At 66.6% G+C, this 21,518-nt stretch carries 20 protein-coding genes and 1 pseudogene; 8 read left to right on the plus strand and 13 right to left on the minus strand.

The window, feature by feature from the left end; all coding sequences use genetic code 11:
• Positions 1 to 15 precede the first annotated feature (15 nt).
• Both guaA and NF681_11700 read left to right on the plus strand, forming a co-directional pair.
• Positions 16 to 1,626: a glutamine-hydrolyzing GMP synthase gene (guaA, locus tag NF681_11695; protein ID UST53005.1), complete on the plus strand. Its 1,611-nt coding sequence runs from the start codon at positions 16 to 18 to the stop codon at positions 1,624 to 1,626.
• A gap of 206 nt (positions 1,627 to 1,832) precedes the next feature.
• On the plus strand, positions 1,833 to 2,468 hold the full coding sequence (locus NF681_11700; GenBank protein UST53006.1) for a DUF2325 domain-containing protein: 636 nt from the start codon (positions 1,833 to 1,835) through the stop codon (positions 2,466 to 2,468).
• 86 nt (positions 2,469 to 2,554) lie between these two features.
• Here NF681_11700 and NF681_11705 read toward each other — a convergent pair whose 3' ends face one another.
• The gene (locus tag NF681_11705) at positions 2,555 to 3,601 is read right to left on the minus strand and encodes a DUF72 domain-containing protein (protein ID UST53007.1); all 1,047 of its coding nucleotides are present in this window, start codon (positions 3,599 to 3,601) and stop codon (positions 2,555 to 2,557) included.
• A 310-nt stretch (positions 3,602 to 3,911) separates the two neighbouring features.
• Here NF681_11705 and tadA point away from each other — a divergent pair, with 310 nt between their 5' ends.
• From tadA to NF681_11730, 5 genes are all read left to right on the plus strand, one after another.
• Complete coding sequence (tadA, locus tag NF681_11710) at positions 3,912 to 4,994, plus strand: tRNA adenosine(34) deaminase TadA (GenBank protein UST53008.1); 1,083 nt, start codon at positions 3,912 to 3,914, stop codon at positions 4,992 to 4,994.
• A gap of 29 nt (positions 4,995 to 5,023) precedes the next feature.
• Positions 5,024 to 5,995: an LD-carboxypeptidase gene (locus tag NF681_11715; GenBank protein ID UST53009.1), complete on the plus strand. Its 972-nt coding sequence runs from the start codon at positions 5,024 to 5,026 to the stop codon at positions 5,993 to 5,995.
• A gap of 242 nt (positions 5,996 to 6,237) precedes the next feature.
• Positions 6,238 to 6,393 (plus strand): hypothetical protein, encoded by a 156-nt coding sequence (locus NF681_11720; GenBank protein UST53010.1) that lies wholly within the window; start codon positions 6,238 to 6,240, stop codon positions 6,391 to 6,393.
• 188 nt (positions 6,394 to 6,581) lie between these two features.
• Positions 6,582 to 7,505, plus strand: a complete 924-nt coding sequence (locus tag NF681_11725; GenBank protein ID UST53011.1) for an adenylate/guanylate cyclase domain-containing protein — start codon at positions 6,582 to 6,584, stop codon at positions 7,503 to 7,505.
• Positions 7,506 to 8,131: 626 nt separating this feature from the next.
• The gene (locus NF681_11730) at positions 8,132 to 9,160 is read left to right on the plus strand and encodes a site-specific integrase (GenBank protein UST53012.1); all 1,029 of its coding nucleotides are present in this window, start codon (positions 8,132 to 8,134) and stop codon (positions 9,158 to 9,160) included.
• 9 nt (positions 9,161 to 9,169) lie between these two features.
• Here the strand turns inward: NF681_11730 and NF681_11735 are convergent, their stop codons facing one another.
• The 6 genes and pseudogenes from NF681_11735 to mltG form a co-directional block, all read right to left on the minus strand.
• A complete protein-coding gene (locus tag NF681_11735) occupies positions 9,170 to 9,820 on the minus strand; it encodes an ankyrin repeat domain-containing protein (protein UST53013.1) in 651 nt (216 codons plus the stop codon).
• Positions 9,821 to 9,831: 11 nt separating this feature from the next.
• A complete protein-coding gene (locus NF681_11740) occupies positions 9,832 to 10,635 on the minus strand; it encodes a TatD family hydrolase (protein ID UST53014.1) in 804 nt (267 codons plus the stop codon).
• A gap of 84 nt (positions 10,636 to 10,719) precedes the next feature.
• Positions 10,720 to 11,115, minus strand: coding sequence for a PilZ domain-containing protein (locus NF681_11745; GenBank protein UST53015.1), 396 nt, complete (start codon positions 11,113 to 11,115; stop codon positions 10,720 to 10,722).
• Positions 11,112 to 12,131 (minus strand): DNA polymerase III subunit delta', encoded by a 1,020-nt coding sequence (locus tag NF681_11750; GenBank protein ID UST53016.1) that lies wholly within the window; start codon positions 12,129 to 12,131, stop codon positions 11,112 to 11,114. Before NF681_11750 ends, NF681_11745 begins: the two co-directional genes overlap by 4 nt.
• Positions 12,128 to 12,802, minus strand: coding sequence for a dTMP kinase (tmk, locus tag NF681_11755; GenBank protein ID UST53017.1), 675 nt, complete (start codon positions 12,800 to 12,802; stop codon positions 12,128 to 12,130). The genes NF681_11750 and tmk overlap by 4 nt, the downstream gene beginning before the upstream one ends.
• A 170-nt stretch (positions 12,803 to 12,972) precedes the next feature.
• Positions 12,973 to 13,962 (minus strand): annotated as a pseudogene (mltG, locus tag NF681_11760) (endolytic transglycosylase MltG).
• Positions 13,963 to 14,094: 132 nt separating this feature from the next.
• On the opposite strand from mltG, the gene NF681_11765 reads away from it, so the two are divergent.
• Positions 14,095 to 15,018 (plus strand): folate-binding protein, encoded by a 924-nt coding sequence (locus NF681_11765; protein ID UST53018.1) that lies wholly within the window; start codon positions 14,095 to 14,097, stop codon positions 15,016 to 15,018.
• Between the two features lie 31 nt (positions 15,019 to 15,049).
• On the opposite strand, the gene NF681_11770 is transcribed toward NF681_11765, so the two are convergent.
• From NF681_11770 to NF681_11795, 6 genes are all read right to left on the minus strand, one after another.
• The gene (locus NF681_11770) at positions 15,050 to 15,190 is read right to left on the minus strand and encodes a YbdD/YjiX family protein (GenBank protein UST55749.1); all 141 of its coding nucleotides are present in this window, start codon (positions 15,188 to 15,190) and stop codon (positions 15,050 to 15,052) included.
• 113 nt (positions 15,191 to 15,303) lie between these two features.
• A complete protein-coding gene (locus tag NF681_11775; protein ID UST53019.1) occupies positions 15,304 to 17,373 on the minus strand; it encodes a carbon starvation protein A in 2,070 nt (689 codons plus the stop codon).
• A 115-nt stretch (positions 17,374 to 17,488) separates the two neighbouring features.
• The gene (locus NF681_11780; protein UST53020.1) at positions 17,489 to 18,178 is read right to left on the minus strand and encodes a response regulator transcription factor; all 690 of its coding nucleotides are present in this window, start codon (positions 18,176 to 18,178) and stop codon (positions 17,489 to 17,491) included.
• The gene (locus NF681_11785) at positions 18,175 to 19,554 is read right to left on the minus strand and encodes a cache domain-containing protein (protein UST53021.1); all 1,380 of its coding nucleotides are present in this window, start codon (positions 19,552 to 19,554) and stop codon (positions 18,175 to 18,177) included. The genes NF681_11780 and NF681_11785 overlap by 4 nt, the downstream gene beginning before the upstream one ends.
• A gap of 40 nt (positions 19,555 to 19,594) precedes the next feature.
• Positions 19,595 to 20,401: a YbgC/FadM family acyl-CoA thioesterase gene (locus NF681_11790; protein UST55750.1), complete on the minus strand. Its 807-nt coding sequence runs from the start codon at positions 20,399 to 20,401 to the stop codon at positions 19,595 to 19,597.
• Between the two features lie 190 nt (positions 20,402 to 20,591).
• Positions 20,592 to 21,506: an alpha/beta hydrolase gene (locus tag NF681_11795; protein ID UST55751.1), complete on the minus strand. Its 915-nt coding sequence runs from the start codon at positions 21,504 to 21,506 to the stop codon at positions 20,592 to 20,594.
• Positions 21,507 to 21,518 lie beyond the last annotated feature (12 nt).

Genomic DNA, 21,518 nt, shown 5'->3' on the forward strand with positions numbered 1-21,518 from the left:
CGGCGATCACCATCGATGCATCAAAAAATCCTCATCCTCGACTTCGGCTCGCAAGTCACCCAGTTGATCGCACGACGCGTGCGCGAAGCCCATGTGCTGAGCGAGGTCCATCCGTGCGACGTCACCGACGAGTGGATCCGCGAATACGCCAAGGACGGCTCGGTCAAGGGCGTGATCCTGTCGGGCAGCCATGCCAGCGTCTACGAGGAATCGACGGACAAGGCGCCCCAATCGGTGTTCGAGCTCGGCGTGCCGGTGCTCGGCATCTGCTATGGCATGCAGACCATGGCGCACCAGCTCGGCGGCAAGGTCGAGAGCGGTCACCAGCGCGAGTTCGGCTTCGCTTCGGTGAGCGCGCGTGGTCACACGGCACTGCTCGACGGGATCGCCGACTTCACGACCGACGAAGGCTCGGGCATGCTGGACGTCTGGATGAGCCATGGCGACAAGGTCACCGAACTGCCGCCTGGCTTCCGTCTGATGGCCTCGACCGAGAGCTGTCCGATCGCCGGCATGGCCGATGACGTGCGCCGCTTCTACGCCGTGCAGTTCCACCCCGAAGTCACGCACACCAAGCAGGGACAGGCGATCCTGGAGCGCTTCGTCCTCGGGATCTGCCAGGCCCGTCCCGACTGGGTGATGCGCGACCACATCGCCGAGGCCGTGGCGCTGATTCGCGAACAGGTCGGGGACGAGGAGGTGATCCTGGGGCTTTCGGGTGGTGTCGATTCATCGGTCGCGGCCGCCTTGATCCATCGCGCCATCGGCGATCAGCTCACCTGCGTGTTCGTCGATCACGGGTTGCTGCGTCTCAACGAAGGTGACGTGGTGATGGACATGTTCGTCGGCAAACTGCATGCCAAGGTGATCCGCGTCGACGCGAGCGACTTGTTCCTCGGCAAGCTCGCCGGCGTGAGCGATCCCGAAGCCAAGCGCAAGATCATCGGTGGCGAGTTCGTCACCGTGTTCAAGCAGGAGGCCGCCAAGCTCCTGAGCGCCGGTGCCAAGGGCGCGAAATGGCTGGCGCAGGGCACGATCTATCCGGACGTCATCGAGTCCGGCGGTGCGAAGAGCAAGAAGGCCGTCACGATCAAGAGCCACCACAACGTGGGCGGTCTGCCCGCGCAGCTCGGCCTGAAGCTGCTGGAGCCGTTGCGCGATCTGTTCAAGGACGAGGTGCGGGAGTTGGGCGTCGCGCTCGGTCTCCCGCCCGAGATGGTGTATCGCCATCCGTTTCCCGGTCCGGGGCTGGGCGTTCGGATCCTGGGGGAAGTGAAGAAGGAATACGCCGATCTGCTGCGACGGGCCGATCACATCTTCATCGAGGAGTTGCGCAATTTCCAGGATCCGGCGACCGGCAAGAGCTGGTACGACCTTACCAGTCAGGCATTCACCGTCTTTCTGCCCGTCAAGAGCGTCGGGGTGATGGGTGATGGCCGCACCTACGACTATGTCGTCGCGTTGCGTGCGGTGCAGACCAGTGATTTCATGACCGCCGACTGGGCCGAATTGCCCTACGCACTCCTGAAGAAGGTATCGGGACGGATCATCAACGAAGTGCGTGGCATCAATCGCGTCACCTACGACGTGAGTTCCAAGCCGCCGGCGACCATCGAGTGGGAATGACGCCACGGCCTCGCGGTAGCGAGCGGTCGATCCGACCACTCGCCATTGACCACTGACCACTGACCACTGAACAGACGGGCCCTGGCATCCTTGGCGAGGATGGCCGGTCTCTCGGTCGAGCACTCGGTACTTGCGTTTTTCCGTTTGCGTGATGAGAATGGTTCTCAATTCTGTTAACCACGTCGTACAGACAGGCTCGGGAAAGCATGGACATCGCCTCCAACCCATCCAGCTCGGTCATGGACGAGCATCGCGTCTTGGTGCGCCACTACGGTCGGACACAGTTGCGATGCAGCGAGTTGATCGAGCGACAAGCCGCTGAAATCAGCGTTCTACAGGCGCAGGCGATTCGGTTGCGCGGGGCGCTGGTGGTGCGTGAGACGGCGCTTTCATGGGCGCGTGAAGCGCGACCGACGCTGGAAGCTGAGATCCCATCGCCAAGGAGCCGAGTGGTGCTGCTTCGCCGGATCGATTGGCTCGTCGAGCGCATCCAGGAGCTGATGCGGGAGCGGTTGCATTGGCAGTGGCGTCGTGATCAGGATCTGCCTATCGCGTCGTCGAATACCGAGGACGGCGTCATCGTCGCTGGCACCACAGTCTCGGCGGAGCCGCTCGGGACCGCCGAATGCACGGTCGACGATGTCGAGGCGTTCGAAGCCAGTCTGGTTACCGCCGATCTGGTGATCTGCCAGACGGGATGTCTCAGTCATGACGCCTACTGGCGGGTGCAGGACCATTGCAGGCGCACGGGAAAAGCCTGCGTGGTGATGGCGCGTCCCGATGTGTTGCGGATCGTCCGGGTTCACGCGTCCGACCCGGCGGAGGCGCCGAACGACCGTTGAAGGCAGCGTTCTGGACCGGTCTGGCGGATGAGCGCACGGCATCCGATGGGGCAGGATCTGCTCCCAGTCGGTGAACATCGCCTGGTTCAGAGGCCCTTGCGCACCGCTTCGGCCAGTGCCAGGACGCTCAAAGGTGCGGAGCCTTCGGCTTTGTTGTTGATCGTCACATACACCGGATGACCTGCCGCAGCCGTTCCGCGGATGACGCGCGAGAGGTGATCGCGGGTCTCCGGGTCCGGATCCACCAAGCGATCGAATGGCTCGTACAGATCCTTGGCGACTTCGTAGCCATAGGCGCCATGGCGTCGATGCAGATTCCAGCGCGCGACCATTGGGCCGGGCCAGAGCGCCCGCAGCATCGGAAGTTGGGCTTCGATGGGGGGCATCTTCGCGTGCAGGCCGAGGCAGTAGGTCGCACCCGCCTCACGCAGCACCACTGCCAGCGCCGGTGAAACGAGTTCCGGATTACGGACTTCGACAGCCACCACGCCGTCCGGTGCGACGCAACGGATGGAGGGGAGGGCCTCCAGCATTCGGGACAGATCCGCGAGCACCAGCGGAAGTCTGGCGAGCATCGAGGCGGGCAACGGGCTCAATTGAAATACCAGTGCACCGACCTTGGAGCCAAGGCCCTCCATGGCGGGACGAACGAATTCGCGAACGGCGATTTCCGGATCCAGGAACGCCTCATTGCGCTGCATGCCTCGACCCTGGTTGCCACGCAGCATGGCATCGGACAGGAGGTTCGGCGCTTTCACGACGAAGCGGAAGTCGTCCGGAACCTGCGCTGCCAACGTCGCATATTCGCTGCTGCTCAATGGCTTGTAGAACGACCGGTCGAGGCTGACGGTACGCAGCAAGGGATGCCGCGCATAGGCGGGCAGACCTTCGCGGGCGAGTTGACTGGCCTTGTACTCGTCAGCCCATACCACGCCTGCCCAACCTGGAAAGCCCCAGGACGACGTGCCGAGTCGGACCGCCTCCGGCAATGCCTTCGCCAGGTCGGTCACCTGTGCATCCGCGACCTGTGGCTCGACGCCGACACGGCTTGGCGCTGTGCTCCTGCCGGGCTTCACATGGCTTTGAATCGCTTCGACACGATCGGTCTCGTCGGGAAAAAGTGAGTCCTGCATGATGAGACGACGATTCTCGCTGTTGGATGCCAGGACGCGCGACGCAGAGGGTGAAAGACAATCTGCCCCGAACAACATAAGGAGTGCCTCGCATGCGTGGATTCGGACTCATCGGCATGGTCTTGGCATTGGCGATTCTCGTAGTGACATTGACACAGCGGCAGACAGCGCTCGAAGGCTCAGCGGCAAGGCCTCGTGCGTCGTCGGACGAAGCTGTCGGCGGGACGGCCCTTGGCGGGCAGGCGCGACAGGACTTGCAGCAGGCATTGGACGCTGCGATGCGAGCCCCACGTTCCGATCCCGACGCGCAATGACGACCGATGCCCACTGGATGAGTTTTGCCCTCGAGGAGGCACGGCTGGCAGGGGAGGCCGGTGAGGTGCCGGTCGGGGCGATCCTGGTCAAGGATGGTGCGATCGTCGCCACCGGACGCAACTGTCCGGTGACGTCGTCCGACCCGTGCGCGCATGCCGAGATCCATGCGCTGCGTGCCGGTGCCGCGTTGCTCGGGAACTACCGGCTCGACGGGTGCGAGCTTTTCGTCACGCTCGAGCCCTGCGCCATGTGCGCCGGCGCCATTCTCCACGCGCGGATTGCCCGGGTCGTGTACGGTGCACGCGACCCGAAAACCGGCGCGGCAGGGTCCGTGCTGGACCTTTTCGCGCTGCCTCGCCTGAACCACCACACCCGCGTCCAGGGCGGCGTCCTGGAGGAGCGCAGTGCCGAACTGCTCCAATCCTTCTTTCAGGCAAGACGCGATGAATCGCGTCGTCGCGCGAGACCGTTGCGTCATGACGGCTTGCGCACGCCGTCGCAGTGCTTCGCCGGTCTGACCGATTGGGCATGTGCCGCCTCGTGGTCCAAGTTCGGTTATGTGCAAAACGGCTGGCGAATGCACTGGCTTGATAGTTCTGCTAACGGCTGTAGCGTTTTCAAAAACACGGTGATCTGCCTTCATGGACCGGGGCAATGGAGCTACCTGTTCAGACATCTGATGGCGGTTCCTGACATCCGTTGGCTGGCGCCTGATCTGGTCGGTTTTGGAAAAAGTGACAAGCCGAAGCGAGCGTCGGTTCACAGTTGGGGCTGGCACTGCGAAACGGTTCTGGAATGGCTGGACGCCTGTCAGTCGCAACCCGTGCGAATCGTGCATGCCGCGAGCGCAATGCCGCTTGTCGAACTGCTGCTCGATAGAGCGCCGCACAGGTTTGCGACGGCATCACCTGCGGTGGTTCCAGATGACCACGCAGGCGATGTCTCGGCAGCTTGGCGCGCCCCGTTTCCCGATCGCGGTCATGAAGCGGCGTTGATCGCGCTGGGGCGGGGGGACACCGAATCTTCGGGTCCGACCCTGGCGCAGGCGACGGAGTTTGGTCAGGCCCTTCGAAGTTGAACGGAGTCGCCGATGGGATACTTCCGGCCGTGAGCAAACATATCTACATCTTTTCCCCGTCCAGCGCCGTGCGGGACAAGGTTGCATTCCGGCGTGGCGTCAAGCGCCTGCAGGCGTTGGGTCACGAGGTCGAGGTCGACGAAGCGGCACTCGCGGTGCATCAGCGTTTCGCGGGCGATGACGCCACGCGTCTGGCCGCCATCGCGCGTGCGGCTGCCAGTGGCGCCGATGTCGCAATGACCACGCGAGGGGGCTACGGACTGACACGCATCCTCGATGACATTCCCTACCGGGACATCGCCGCCGCCATCGACCGCGGGACCGCTTTCGTGGGCTTCAGCGACTTCACAGCGTTCCAGAATGCCTTGCTGGCACGAACCGGCGCCGTCAGCTGGGCGGGGCCGTCCGTCGGAGAAGACTTCGGGTCGGCCGAAGGGCCGGACGACATCATGGAAGCCTGTTTCGATGATTTCATGACGGGGCGAGGGGAGGGCACCGGATGGCGATTGCCAGCACGCGCCGGCATTGCCCCTGCGCTGGAACACATCCGGCACGCCAAGTTGTGGGGAGGCAACCTGACCGTGCTCACCAGCTTGATCGGGAGCCCTTATTTCCCGGATGTCGATCAAGGCGTGTTGTTCCTGGAGGATGTGGGAGAGCATCCCTATCGCATCGAGCGGATGCTGGAACAGCTGCGGCACGCCGGCATCTTGGCCAAACAGCAGGCCGTGCTGCTCGGGCACTTCACCGCCTTCAGAAAAACGCCGAACGACCGCGGCTTCGGACTGCGCGGTGTCTCGGACCGCCTTCAGTCCCAGCTTCGCGTACCGGTGATCACCGGGCTTCCATTCGGGCACGTGCCGACCAAGGTGCTGCTTCCCGTCGGTGCGAACGTCGACATGGACGGGGAGGGCAGGGAAATCATCATGATGTGGGGACATCTGTCCACTGGTGGTCACAGCCATGGCGATTCACATGAACACGCTTCACACGAGAATTGAGGCGCTAGGAATGTTCGAGACAAGACCGCCGGTGGGGCCGAGGGGCCATGGCGGACGGCAAACAGCCCCGAAACGCACGATCGATGGTCGTCGTCATCTGGCGTGCCATCTCGTCGCCCTCGAATTCGCCAAGCGCCAGGACCACGTCTTGCCGAAGGTACCAGAGCGATTCCATGTCTTGCGCAAACCATACCCGTTGCCGGGTCCGGCTCACCCGTTCACCCTCACGGGATTCCAGCAGCATGAGCATCATCGACCTGGCACGCTGGAAGTGGCGATCGTGGCTGCGGCGTTTTAGGAATGCCGGTAGTGCGATGAGCCGAAACAAGCTGGAGCTGGACATGGGTATCGGGCTGTGCAGGCGCATTGCAGGCGTTGCGGCCGGCGCGTGGTGGTGATGGCAAGTGATCTTCGCCAAACAACGGCTCGGACGCGATCGCATATCTCACAGTCCAGCGGGAAAATCGATGGGCTGGCCGATTTCCTGCTCTATGCGTCTCATCGCAGAGGCAGGTTGCAGGCATCGCCTTCACTAAAAAGAGCTTTGCCATAATCAGCAGACGCTTGCAATCAAGAATTCCACGCCATGCGCACTCATTCGACGGTAGTTTTTGCGGATCTCACGGGAAGCACCGGCGTTTTCGAATCCATGGGGAACGTGCGGGCCGCCGAGACGGTCACCCGTCTCACGCAGTGGATCGCCGCCGTGTGCGAAGCCAACCAGGGTCGTGTCGTGAAAATGCTGGGCGATGGCGTGCTGGCCATCTTCGGTTCTGGCAGCCAGGCCACGCGTGCGGCACTCGAAATGCAGCGCAACCATCAGAAACGATTGCAGTCGTGGCCAGAGACGCTGCGCATGGACCTGCAGATCGGACTCGCCAGTGGCGATGTCATCGAAGTCGACGGCGACTGTTACGGCGATGCCGTCAACTTGGCCTCCAGACTCAGCGACCTGGCCGGACCGAGACAGATCTGGGCGACCCAGTCCGTGATCGATCAACTCGTCGTCAACGAGGTTCGTCATCGCAGTCTGGGTCCGATCAACATCCGCGGCCGAAGCGAAATGCCGGTCGTTCATCGCATCGACTGGCAGGAAGAGTCGATGGAATCCCTGACCATGCCGGCATCACTGGCACAGATGAGTCGAACCTCGGACCTGTCCTTCGGCAAGATCGAGTTGGTGTGGATGGATGTGAGACAGGTTTTCAGCGTCACGGACTTGCCGATCTATCTGGGCCGTGTCGACGACGCGGAGTTTGTCGTCAACGATCCGCGCGTATCGAGGTTGCATGCACGCATCGAGTCGAGGAAGGGAAGTTGCGTGCTGGTGGATGTCAGCACGTACGGCACGTGGGTTCAGTTCAATAACGCCGGGGCCGGTGCCAGTACCGAGATCGCATTGCGTCGCGACGAGTGCGTGTTGCATGGCAGCGGGCAGATCAGCCTGGGCGCGCCCCTGATGGATCTGAGCGCGCCAACGATCAGCTTCCGTGCCATGGTCAGCAACTGAAACAGCATTTCCGCTGCAGGCAACGGTGGCCAGAGAAAGGGGCCCGCTGGACACTTGAAAAATAATCCTTGCATCTGTCATTTAACATAATATACATTGTATTTAGTGATAATCAGAGTTTCAAGCGATCAGTACGCCCAGGCAGACGGCCGTCGACAGCCTTGAGCTTGGTCGCCGCAACCGCATTCACTCTCGATCGCCCGTGAAGACACTGACGATCTGATCGGCTTGCCTGCGTTGAGCAGAACGTTTTTCCATCCCGAGCCGTGCTCGGGGCCCATGGAATTCGACCGTCGTCGGGACCATCAGGTTCTACGACGCACGGTCCATTGCGGCTGCGTCAGCGACAAGACCCATTTGGGCATACGCCAAGGTGTCCAAACAGCCGCGTCGGGAGCCGATTGAAGGATCTTCGACAGAGATTGAGCGGCTTTCTAGCCACGATTCGACTTGAACAGTGATCCCATACGGCACACATGAAGTCTTCTCGCTTCGGCGAAACATCGCCCTGCTCCACCCCACTCATCGATCCTAGAAAACCGCATTTCGGTTAATCTGCTAACGTTTCTTCTCTTTTGAACATCTTCCAATAAGACTTTTCCTTCACGTATACCGTTAGCAGAGTTATGCAATCATCATTGCCGTTTGAAAGCGAATCGCCTTTTGAAGGCCTGAAACAACCGTTTGAAGACTGGTTGGCGGATCAGGTCGCCTTGGGCACCTTAAGACAACCTTCATCGATCCAGGTCTATCGCGACATGTGGGGTGGATTCACGGGCTGGGCACTGGCACAGACGCCTCCTGTCACGCTGTCAAGCATCACGACCGGCGATCTGCAGGCGTTTCAGACCGCTCGGTTCGGCATGAAGAGTTCAGACTTGTCACTGTCGCCACGTCATGCGCTCCGGCTGCTGCGTCTGGTGGATCGTGTCCTGAAGCATCAAGCTGCCCAGACGGGTCTTGCTCCCAATGAAGCCGCTGCGGAATGGATCGCCGCGCAACCCGAGATCCGCTATGCCGAATCCTCGCAATCAGATCCCCTGCCCGATTTCCTCTCCATCCGAGAAACGCGCTATCTGATCACTTTCCTCTCTGCAGCACGACCTCGGCCCGGCCTGCAGGGATCGGCCCGGGACAACCCAATCAACATGCCTTGGCAGCAGATTCGCAATCGCACCGCCGTCGGACTGCAACTGGGCGGTGGGCTGACACCAGCCGATGTCCGGGCATTGACGCTCCGGTCACCAGTCTCTCAAGGAGGCCGTGTCAGGGACCGCCCATGGAAGATCGCCGTTCCCAGCCACGGAAACTGGCCGGCGAGGGAGACGCCCATCGCACCGTGGGCCGGCGAACTGCTTCACCACTGGATGAAGGTCAGACAGGACGCGGCAATCGCCGGTGACTTCCTCTTCCCATCCACGCGCACGGGCAAACAGTGGAGCCGCGACTCGCATTACATGTGTGCGAACAAGGTACTGGAAGAAGCTGGCATCGACAGCATCGAAGGCGGCTCGTTCCGATTGCGTCACACGTTCGCATTGAGGCAGTTGCGTCGAGGCACGGCGTTCGAGCAGGTTGCAACGTGGCTCGGCGTGGAACCGGAATCCATGACCCAATACGGCCGACTCATGGAAAACACGCCCGAGGACGCATGAAGGCGAGCGCTACCACGCTCCCGTGGAGGGCTTCTTGGCCTTGACGGCTTTGGACAAGAGATCGATCGCATCGGGGCGCTGACCCCGCCTTGCGAAATCCTCGGCCGTCATGCCCTGCTGGTTCTTCTGCAACGGATCGGCACCTTCGGCCAGCAGCAACTCGACGCCCGGTGTCGAGCCGTACATCGCCGCCATCATGAGCGGCGTGGTTTCGTTCGGAGATGGCGCGTCGATGAACGCATGATTCTCGAGGAGCAATTTCATGATCTCGATGTGGCCATTCGTCGCGGCATAGTGAAGCGGTGTCCAGCCCGGCTTGTTCACCGCCGCATCGCGCGCGATGAGCTTGCGCACCAAGGCTTCGTCGCCGCGCAGCGAGGCGAGCATCAGCGGACTCTCGTCGTTGGCGTTTCGCGCATCGATGTCGGTCTTCTTGAAGCCCAGCAGCACGTCGATGACCCTCGGCGACGGTTCACGCAAGGCCAGCAGGAGCCCGGTCTGCCCGGTCTCGTTGCGGGTGTTCGGGTCGAACCCCCGATTGAGCAGCGATGAGACGCCGCTGGCGTTGTCGGAACGAACGGCCCTGAAGAAATCGTCGAAAGAGCCGGCATGCGACGAAAGACAAGCGACGAGCGCGAAAAGGCACAGTAGTTTCTTCAAGGGAACTCCAATCATTGGACGCCGGAAAACAGGACATCGAAGTTGCGGCTCGTGGCCTCGGCGATGGCTTCGACGGGCAGGCCGCGCAGTTCCGCGACCTGGCGTGCCACCAGCGGCACGAGCGCCGGACTGTTGGGCTTTCCGCGATAGGGAACCGGCGCCAAGTAGGGGCTGTCCGTCTCAATGAGCATGCGCTCGAGTGGGACGAAGGCCGCGACGTCGCGCAGGTCCTGGGACTTCTTGAACGTGATGATGCCGGAGAAGGAAATGAAGAAACCGAGGTCCAGGGCCGCGCGGGCCACGGCGGCGGTTTCCGTGAAGCAATGGAAGACGCCACCGGCCGACCCGGTGGAGCCGTCCTCGCCCTCCTCCCTGAGCAGCCTCAGCGTGTCTTCCGACGCCTCGCGCGTGTGGATGACCAACGGCTTGCCGACCTGCCGCGCGGCACGGATGTGCACGCGGAACCGGTCACGCTGCCAGTCCATTTCGGCGATGGTGCGCCCCCCCTTGCGGGCCTCCATCTGGTAGTAGTCCAGCCCCGTTTCGCCGATGGCGATGACCTTGGGCTGCCGTGAGCGCGTCACGAGGTCTTCCACGGTCGGCTCCGCGATGCCCTCGTTGTCAGGATGGACGCCGACGCTGGCCCAGATGTTGTCGTAACGCGCGGCCAGCGCCTGTACCGCCTCGAATTCCTCGAGTCGCGTGCAGATGCACAGCGCCCGGTCGACCCGTGCTTCCGACATGGCGGCACGGACCTCCGGAATGCGATCGATCAATCCGGAATCGGTCAGGTGGCAATGGGAGTCGGTGAACATGAGCGGTACTTCTTCAAAAACGCAGTGAGCGATGGCTTGGGCAATCGCCCCCCGCATCGGCAGGCGATCGATCGTCCAGGAAATTCAGATCGTCTGCGTCGGCCGGTCGGAGGCCATGGCCCCGCCCAGGGCGCTTTCGATCCGCGCCTTGAGTTCGCGCGATTTTTCGTCGGCGGGAAACCGGATGCCGACACCGGGTGCACGATTGCCTGCCGCGCGCGCCGGTGTGATCCAGGCGACCTTGCCGGCGATGGGGTAGCGCTGGGTGTCGTCCGGCAACGTGAGCAGCACGTAGACATCGTCGCCCAGACGGTATTCGCGCGCCGTGGGAATGAAGATGCCGCCCTCGGAGAACAAGGGGATGTACGCCGCGTGCAATGCACCCTTCTCCTTGATGGCCAGCTGGATGACGCTCGGGCGCGGCGACAGCGGCGCACGCTGACTGGGGTCGAAGGTGGGGATCGTGGGGGGAATGCTCATGGGCGGACCACCGAGTTTAGGGTGGCGCGCGCCTCGCTCGCCAACGCTTCGAGCATGAGTCCGGCATTGAACGGATGATCGGCGGTCCGTATCGCGTTCGCGAGCGATTTCGACCAGCGGGCCAGGGCGGCAAGTGAAGGCGCGGGCGGCAGTTCGGCCGGCCGGAAGAACCGTGGCTGGGCGCCGACACCGATGGCCATCAGGTCGTGACAGACCTTCTGGAGCGCGTCGATCGCCTGTGCCGGCGCCTGGTCCGCGAGCGCCGTCGGATCGCCGCGCAACAGCGCCTTGGGCAGCTGAGCCCACGCCTGGGGCGACTGGCCGGCACGCGATCGGCGCAGCGCCTCGTGCGGTCGACCCCCGGCGGCACTCAGCAGTGCCGGCGCGTCGGCGACCGGCACGCCATTCGACGCCAGCCACGCCGTCGCCACTTCCGCGTCGGGCCACGGAACGCCGAAGCCGATGCAGCGGCTGCGGATGGTCGGCAGCAGCTGCCAGGCCGCCTCGCTGGCGAGGACGAAACGCACGTCGCCCACCGGTTCCTCAAGCGTCTTGAGCAGCGCGTTGGCCGTGACGGCGTTCATGCGCTCGGCCGGATAGACCAGCACCACCTTGCCACGGCCGCGCGCATTGGTGCGTTGTGCGAAGCCGATCGCGTCGCGCATCGCATCAACGCGGATCTCCCGGCTGGGCTTGCGTTTCTTGTCGTCGATGTCGGCCTGCGATTTCTCGTCCAGCGGCCAACCCGATTCGAGCATCGTGACCTCGGGCATCAGCACGCACAGGTCGGCGTGGGTGCGCACGGCGACCGCATGGCAGCTCGTGCAATGGCCACAGGCGCCCTGCCCGCTCGGGTGCTCGCACAGCCACGCCGTGGCGAGCGACAGCGCCAGCTCGTACTGACCGAGACCGGAGGGTCCCTGCAGCAGCCACGCATGGCCGCGCTGGCGCAGCAGTTCGGCCAGGGGACGCGCCAGCCAGGGCGATGTCCGGATCGGGGATGCGGGTGTCGTCACGTCGATGCGAGACGATGCGCCAGCACCGCCTCGACCCGTTCCCAGACGCGTTCACGCGGCAAGGCCGCATCGATGCGGACGAAGCGTTCACCGGCAACGGCCGCACGCGCGGCGTACCCGGCTGCCACGCGACGAAAGAAGGCGACCGGCTGGGATTCGAACCTGTCCGGCAGACGGGCGCCGATCAGACGCTCGGCCGCGGCTTCAGGCGCCAGATCGAACCAGAGCGTCAGATCCGGCTGCAGCAACTTCGCCGCCCCGGGGCCAGCGGCAGTCTCATCCTCGGCCTTCGCAAGCCCCTGCACCCAACGCTCGAGCGTTAGCAGAACTTCTGGATCGAAGCCATGTCCGGCGCCTTGATAGGCGAAGGTGGCATCGGTGAACCGGTCGCACAGGACCACGTCGCCGCGCGCGAGTGCCGGGGAGATCACGCGCTCGATGTGGTCGCGACGCGCCGCGAAGACCAGGAGCGATTCGGTCAGCGCGTCCATCGGTCGGGACAGGATCAGCTCGCGCAGGGTTTCGGCCAGCGGGGTGCCACCCGGCTCACGCGTGCGCGTGACCCGTCGACCGAGGCGGGTGAAGAATGCCTCCACGGCGTCGAGGTGACTGGACTTGCCGGCGCCATCGATGCCCTCGAGCGTGAGGAAAAAGGAGGATGGACTGCTCATGGGCCGGTACGGGGTGTCGATGCGGAAGCGGACGCAGGGGCGACCGCGGAAGTTGCCGGAACGGCTGGCCCGGCGGCACGCGCGTCGGAAGCGCGGTCGACGGGCGCGGACGCGGCGCCGGACGGCGGCGGGGCGGTGGCCGCGCCGGCTGCAGGTGGCGCGGGCTCGATGCCGCGCTGATAGCGGTTCACCGCCCGGTTGTGCTCGTCGAGCGAGGCGCTGAAATGGCTGCTGCCATCGCCGCGCGAGACGAAATACAGCGATTTGCTCTGCGCCGGCTGAACCGCCGCCAGCAGCGCCGCCCGGCCCGGCATGGAAATCGGCGTCGGCGGCAGCCCGCCCCGGGTATAGGTGTTCCAAGGCGTGTCGGTCTGCAAATCCTTCTTGCGCAGGTTGCCGTTGAAGGCGCTACCCATGCCGTAGATGACGGTCGGATCGGTCTGCAGCGGCATGCCCACGCGCAGTCGATTGTTGAACACGGCGGAAATCTCGGCGCGGTCGCGGGCCTGGCCTGTCTCCTTTTCGACAATGCTGGCCAGGATCAGTGCCTCGTCGGCCGTCTTCAGAGGCAGGTCGCTGCCGCGCGCGGCCCAGGCGGCTTCCAGCTTCCGGTCCATGGCACGCATCGCGCGCTGCAACACGGCGAAATCGCTCGACCCTTTCGAGTAGGTGTAGGTGTCCGGGAAGAAGCGTCCCTCCGCCGGGACGCCGGGACGCCCGAGTCGCGCCATGAGCGCCTCGTCGCTCTCGCCCAGGGTATCGGGCCTGAGCTGCTCGGCCTTGGCCAGCGCGGCGCGCACCTGACGGAAGTTCCAGCCCTCGACCAGCGCGACGCTGCGCGTGGCCTCCTCGCCGCGCACCAGCATGTCGAGCAGGCCGCGTGGCGTGACGCCCGGCTCCAGTTCGTAGCTGCCGGCCCGGATGCGGCGGTCCTGGCCGGAAAAGCGGAACCAGCCGTAGAGCAAGGGCGCCGGCACCTGTGCACCGGTGGCCGCCACGGCTTCGGCGATGCCGCGCGGCGTCGTGCCGGGTTCGACGGTCAGATCGATCGACGGCGCGGGCAGCGGGATCGGCCGGTTGACCCACCACAGCCCCAGCGCGCCCCCACCCAGTGCGATCAGGGCGACCAGAAGGAAAATCGTGAGGAGGAAGCGGCGCACGAAAGGACGGTGGAAGGGGCGGAAGCGGAGGGAAGACGGCGGGGTGACGATGGATCGATCGGGACCGGCCGCGTCGTTTCGCCGTTGGCCCTGCGGCCTCGATGGCACGGCGGCGGCCATGATAATTCAGCCATGACCCCTGTCGTTTTGAATGGTGTAACCACCCTCGCGCACCTCGGCGTGATCCGTGCCGAAGGCCCCGATGCCGCCGGTTTCCTTCATGGCCAGCTGACCCAGGATTTCGCGCTCCTGACGCCCTCCGAGGCGCGGTTGGCGGCGCTGTGCACGGCCAAGGGCCGGATGATCGCCAGCTTCACCGGCATCCGGCCGTCGCCCGAACGCGTCCTGCTGGTGACGAGCCGCGACATCCTGGCGCAGACGCTCAAACGGCTGTCGATGTTCGTGCTGCGCGCCAAGGTCAAGCTCACCGACGCCAGCGACGAATTCGCGCTGTGGGGCATCGCTGGCACGGCCCTGGTGGTCAACGGGCTCGACGCCATGACGCCGCCCGGTCGCCGCGTGGACGCGGGTGCGGCTTCGGTCGTCTCGCTGTATCCGGCCGACGGAATTCCGCGCGCGCTGTGGATCGCGCCGCTGGACGCCCCCGCGCCCGTGGGCGACGCGCTGGCGCCGACCGCCTGGGACTGGAGCGAGGTCCGCAGCGGCATCGCCACCCTGACCGCGCCGGTGGTCGAGGCGTTCGTCCCGCAGATGCTCAATTACGAGTCCGTCGGCGGCGTGAACTTCAAGAAGGGCTGCTATCCCGGCCAGGAGGTCGTCGCCCGCAGCCAGTTCCGCGGCACCCTGAAGCGCCGCACCTACCTGGTCACGGCCGCGGGCGCCGTCGAAGCCGGGCAGGAAGTCTTCACGGCCCAGGACGCCGGGCAACCGGTGGGAACGGTGGTCCAGTCGGCGTCCGACGCCCAGGGCCGGTGGTCGGCCCTGGTGTCGATGCAGACCTCGGCGACGGAAGCGGGCGCCCTCCACGCAGGCGGCCCCACCGGCCCCGCCCTGACGGTCGAGCCCCTGCCCTACCCCCTGCTCGCCGACATCTGACCCGCGAGCCCGGGCGCCCGGGCGGATCGCCTCAGCAGCATCGGCCCTTGCCGCCGCCGTAGCGCGCGTCCTGGCGTTCGCGGAAGAACGCCTCGTGGCTCATCGGCGTCCGATCGGGGTGCGTGAGCCGCATGTGCGCGACGTAGGTGCCGTAGTCTGGCTGGCCGACCATCAGGCGCAGCGACCGGGCCAGCGTGCGGCCGAGGTAGCGTCCGGCCTCCGGCAGGCTCATCCCGCCCAGGCCGCCGTCGACGCTACTGGCGTTGTTGGCGCCGCCCTCCTTCGTCATGCCTTCGCCGGCGTCGTCGCCAACGCCTCGAACGGTGTCTCGTGCACGGTCGGATGGTTCGCCGCGCGGGCCGCCAGGCAGGCCTTGACGCTGTAGACCAGCACGCTCAGCACGACGAACATGAACAGCGCGCACAGGCCCGCGTCGAGCCGGTCGTTGAAGACGATGCGGGCCATGGCCTCGGGCGTTTTCGCCGGTGCGATGAGCACGCCCTGCGCCAGACCGTCGGCATAGCGCGAGGCATGCGCCAGGAAGCCCACCTTGGGGTCGGCCGAGAAGATCTTCTGCCAGCCCGCCGTCAGCGTGCAGGCCAGCAGCCACACGGTGGGCACCACCGCCACCCAGGCGTAGCGCTCGCGCTTCATGCGGAACAGCACGACCGTGCCCAGCAGCAGGGCCACGGCGGCCAGCATCTGGTTGGAGATGCCGAACAGCGGCCACAGCGTGTTGATGCCGCCCAGCGGATCGACCACGCCCTGGTACAGGAAGTAGCCCCAGGCCGCGACGGTCAGCGCCGTGGCGATCAGGTTGGCCGGCAGCGAGTCGGTCTTGCCCAGGGCGGGCACGAAGCTGCCCAGCAAATCCTGCAGCATGAAGCGGCCGGCGCGCGTGCCGGCATCCACCGCCGTCAGGATGAAAAGAGCCTCGAACAGGATCGCGAAGTGATACCAGAAAGCCATCATCCCCGGGCCGCCGAGCGCCTGGTGCAGGATGTGCGCCATGCCCACCGCCAGCGTCGGGGCGCCGCCCGTGCGCCCCAGGATGGTGGTCTCGCCCACGTCCTTGGCGGTCTGGATCAGCATCTCCGGCGTGACGACGAAGCCCCAGCTGGAGATCGTCTGCGCCACGGTGGCCGCGTCGCTGCCCACCAGCGCGGCCGGGCTGTTCATCGCGAAGTAGATGCCCGGCTCGATGCACGAGGCCGCCACCAGCGCCATCACCGCCACGAAGGATTCGGCCAGCATGCCGCCATAGCCGATGAAGCGGGCATGGCTTTCGTTGTCGAGCATCTTGGGCGTGGTGCCCGAGGAGATCAGCGCGTGGAAGCCCGACACCGCGCCGCAGGCGATGGTGATGAACAGGAACGGGAACAGGCTGCCCGACCACACCGGGCCGTTGCCCTGGGCGAACTGCGTGACGGCCGGCATCTGCAGCGTCGGCGCGACGAAGACGATGCCGATGGCCAGCGCCAGGATGGTGCCGATCTTCAGGAAGGTCGAGAGGTAGTCGCGCGGCGCGAGCAGCAGCCACACCGGCAGCGTGGCGGCGACGAAGCCGTAGCCGATCAGCATCCAGGTCAGGGCCTTGCCGTCGAAGGTGAACATGGCGGCCCACGCCGGGTTCTGGCTGACCGCCTGGCCACCGAAGATCGCCAGCATGAGCAGCACGAAGCCGATCACCGACACCTCGCCGATGCGGCCCGGGCGGATGTAGCGCAGGTAGACGCCCATGAAAAGCGCCACCGGAATCGTCGCGGCCACCGTGAAGGCGCCCCAGGGCGATTCGGCCAGCGCCTTCACCACGATCAGCGCCAGCACCGCCAGGATGATGATCATGATCATGAAGGTGCCGAACAGCGCGATCATCCCCGGCACGATGCCCATCTCCTGCTTGATGAGGTCGCCCAGCGAGCGGCCGTCGCGCCGCGTCGAGATGAACAGCACGATGAAGTCCTGCACCGCGCCGGCGAACACCACGCCCGCCAGGATCCACAGCAGTCCCGGCAGGTAGCCCATCTGCGCCGCCAGCACCGGCCCGACCAGCGGACCCGCCCCGGCGATGGCCGCGAAGTGGTGGCCGAACAGCACGTTCTTGTCGGTCGGCACGTAGTCCAGGCCGTCGTTGTGGCGGTGCGCCGGCGTCTTGCGGCGCGCGTCGAGCCCGAGCACGCGCTCGGCGATGAACAGGCTGTAGTAGCGGTAGGCGATCAGGTAGACGCACACGGCGGCCACCACGATCCAGAGGGCGCTGATGGCCTCGCCGCGCGAGAGCGCCACGGTGCCCAGCGAGAAGGCGCCGGCGATCGCGACGAGGAACCACACGAGGTGGCGGCGGATGCTTGGCATCGGTGTTGTCTCCGTAAGGAAAAAGTTCCTGGAGTGTTGCCGGCTTGCCGCGCGCGGGCATCCGTCGGACCGCGCGGGCGAACCGCGCGGTACCTCGTAAGTGAAAACCCGAAGCTCAGTCGCCGCCGAACCGGCGTGCGTGTTCCACGGCGTACTTGATCAGTTCGGCTTGGCCTTCAAGCCCCAGGCGCCGCTTGATGCTCTGGCGATGCGCCTCGACCGTGCGCACGCTCAGGTCGAGATCGCGCGCGATCTGCTTGCTGGACGCGCCCCGGCCCAGCGCGCTCAGGATCTCGCCCTCGCGCGGCGTGAGCAGCGGACGTGGCGCCTGGCTGCGGAAGAGCCGCTGCGACACCGCCGGGCTCAGGAAGGTGCCCCCGGCCGTGACGGCATGGATCGCCGCGACGATCTCGGCCGCCGGTGCGTCCTTCAGCACGTAGCCGCGCGCGCCCGCCTGCAGGGCGCGCTGCACGTACTCGGGGTTGTCGTACATGCTGAGCATCACCACGCGCAGCGTGGGCCAGCGCGCCAGCAGCACGCCCGCCAGTTCGATGCCGTTCATGTCCTTCATGCCGACGTCGGCCAGCACCAGGTCGGGCCGCAGCGTCTCGACGAGCGCCAGCGCGTCCAGCGCCGATCCGGCCTCGCCGACGATCTCCAGGCCCGGCAGGCTGCCCAGCCGGACGCGCAGGCCGTCGCGCACCAGCGGGTGGTCGTCGACCAGGAACAGGCGGATGCCCGGGGGAGCGGGCGGCGCGGGCGTCGTGGCGGTCGCGCCGGCGAGGGGCGATGGAGGGATCGTCATGCGGAAGCAGCCGGTTGAAGGTGACCGAAAGGCACCGCGGCGATGACCTGGGTGCCCGGCCCGCCGCCCTGCCGCGTGCGCACGGTGAGCTCGCCGCCGATGGCGTCGAGCCGCTCGCGCATGTTGCGCAGGCCGATGCCGCGGCGTGGGTCCTCGGCCAGCGCCGCGGCGTCGAAGCCGTGGCCGTCGTCGCTCACCTCCAGCCGCAGTCCGGCGGCATCGGCGTCGAGCACGATGGCCACACGGCGCGCCCGCGCGTGCTTGTGGACGTTGGTCAGGGCTTCCTGCGCGACGCGGAACAGCGCGGTCTTGACGTCCGCCGGCAGCTCGCGCGCTTCGCCCCGCACGGCGACCTCGACGCGCAGCGATCCCGCCTCGCCGAACTCGGCGCCCAGGTGTTCGAGCGCGGCGGGCAGCCCCAGCGTGTCGAGCAGCGCCGGGCGCAGCCGGTGCGACAGGCGCCGCACCTCGGAGAGCGAATCGTTCAGGCGCGACAGGGCCTTGGCCAACGCGGGCGGGGCCACCCGATCGGCCCGCTCCAGCGCGTCCACGCCCGACTCGATCAGCAGCTTGGCCGACACCAGCGTCTGGCTCACGCCATCGTGCAGTTCGCGCGCGAGATGGGCGCGCTCCTCTTCCTGCGAGCGCACCACCCGGCGTGCCAGGAGGCGCAGCCTCGCTTCGGCCACGCGGTGCTCGCTCAGGTTGAGCAGCAGGCCCCCGGCGCTCACCACGCCCAGGCACGTCGCGGCGATGGCGGCGATCCAGAGCATCGTGGTCGTCACGTTGTCCGCCACCTGCTGCTGCAGGGCCTGCATGGCGACCTCGACATCGTCGAGGTAGAGCCCGGTGCCCAGCATCCAGCCCCAGCGCGGCAACGCCGTCACGTAGCCGAGCTTGGGCGCGCGCTGGGCGCTCGAGGGCTTGCGCCACTCGTACTCCACGTAGCCCCCGCCGGCCACCGCACGGCCGATGAGGTCCTGGATCGTGCGCCGCCCCGTCGAGTCGGTGAGCGCCCACAGGTCCTGGCCCTCCAGCTCGTGCTGGCGCGAATGCATGAGCGAGCGGCCCTGCAGGTCGTAGACGAAGAAATAGCCGTCGTCGCCGTAGTCCAGCGCGGCCAGCCGGCGCAGCGCTTCCTGACGCGTCGCCGGGTCGTCACGCCCGGCGTCGTAGAGCGGGCGGACCGTGCTCACGGCCAGTTCGACATAGCTTCGCAGTTCGGAGCGCCGCTGCGCCAGCAGGCTCTGCTCCACCAGCGAGCGCTCGCGCGCGGCGAGGTCGCGCTCCTGGTGCCACACGGCGGCGGCCACCAGCCCCAGCGCGACCAGCAGCGGCGCGACCGCCAGGGCGACGATCTTGGTGCGCAGGTTCATCGGGCGGCGCACGGTGCAGGAGCGATGGCGCGCGGCGCGTTCACGCCGGCCGCAGCGACCGGCGCATCTCGATGTGCGCGATGCCGGCCTCCTCGAAGGGCTCGCCGTGCGGCACATAGCCCAGTGCGGCATAGAAGGACTGCGCACTGCGCTGGGCATGCAGCACGATGTCGTGGTCGCCCCGCGCGCGCGCGGCTTCCTCCAGCGCACGCAGCACCGTCGCGCCGTGGCCACCGCCGCGCAGGGCACGGTCCACCGCCATGCGCCCCACCCGCCCCACGCCCGGCGCCTGCGCCACCAGACGGGCCGTGGCGACGGCGCGGCCAAGGCCGTTGAGCGCGACGACGTGCAGGGCCGTGGCATCGTGCTCGTCCCATTCCAGCGCCTCCGGCACGCCCTGCTCCTTCACGAACACCGCGCGGCGCAGCACACCGGCCTCGCGCCCCACGCGCTGCCAGTCGCCCACCACCACCTCGCACGCGGGCTCGCCCGCTTCGTAACGCCCGAACAGCGCCCGCAGGACATCGGGCACCGGCCGGGACTTCTGCGTCGCGGGATCGGCGAAGACGTGCACCAGCTCGACCTGCGCCAGCACCTCGTCGGCACGGAACAGCGCGCCGGAGAAGGTGATCGACGAGGTGCCCACGCGATCGCAGCGCAGCGCCACGTCCAGCACGTCGTCCAGCCGGGCCGAGGCGTGGAAGTCGAGCGTCGCCTTGCGCGCGTAGAGTTCGCCGCCCAGTGCCGCCATCGACGCCGAATACGGCAGCGCCAGGGCGCGCCAGTAGTCGCCCACGGCGGTGTCGAAGTACATCAGGTAGTGGGCGTTGAAGACGATGCCCTGCATGTCGATCTCCGACCAGCGCACGCGCAGGCGGTGGAAGCAGCGGTAGTCGGCGCGGCGCGGGCGTCCGGCGCGCGCGGCATCGGTGACGGTGGATGAAAGCGATGGGGTCGTTGGGGTCGATGGAGTCGTTGGGGTCATGGCATCCAGGGCATCGGGTTGAACGGGGCGGGTCACGGGCGACAACGGATCGTCAGGAGAACAGGGCCTGCCGGAGCGCGCGGCCGGCGTCGTCGTGCGCCTGCAGCGCTTCGGGGATGGCACGCCCCATCTTGACGAATTCATGGATCACGCCGCGATAGATCTCCAGGTCCACCGCGACGCCGGCCGCGCGCAGCTTGTCGGCAAACGCGATGCCCTCGTCGACCAGCGGATCGGCCTCGGCCAGACCGATCCAGGCCGGCGCCACGCCTTCGACGTCGTCGGCGTTCAGCGGCGCGAAGCGCCAGTCCTCGCGGTCCGCCGGCGTGCGCACGTACTGGCCGAAGAACCACGCGATGAGCGCCTCGTCGAGCAACGGGCCAGCGGCAAAGCGCCGGTGGGACGCCGTGTCCTGATGCGCCGTCGTCCCGGGATAGAACAGCAGTTGCAGGGCGAGCGGCAGTCCCTCGTCGCGCGCCATCACGCCACAGACGGCCGCCAGCGTGCCGCCGGCGCTGTCGCCACCCACCGCCAGGCGCGTGCCGTCGAGCCCCAGCGCGGCCGCCTCGCGGGCGACGGCGCGCACCGCGTCCCACGCATCGTCGGACGCGGTCGGAAACCGGTGTTCGGGCGCGAGACGGTAGCCGACCGACACCACGGCGCAGCCCCCCTTCTGCGCCAGCACGCGGCACAGCGTGTCGTGCGTGGCGATGCTGCCGACGGTGAAACCGCCGCCGTGGAAATAGACCAGCACCGGCAGGCGCTCGCCGGATGGCGCGTACAGCCGCGCCGGCAGCGCGACGCCGTCGCGCGCCGCGAAGGTCAGGTCCTCGACGCGGGCCAGATCGGGCCGGGGCACTTCCAGCACGCCCGCGCCCTTCTCGTAGGCAGCCCGGGCACCGGCGGGCGTGAGGCTGTGCAGGGCCGGCTGGCGCGCGCGCGCCATGCGCTCGATCACGCCTTGCATCTTGGATGTCAG

It is taken from the genome of Comamonadaceae bacterium OTU4NAUVB1, from assembly GCA_024372625.1.
Lineage (GTDB): Bacteria > Pseudomonadota > Gammaproteobacteria > Burkholderiales > Burkholderiaceae_C > Variovorax.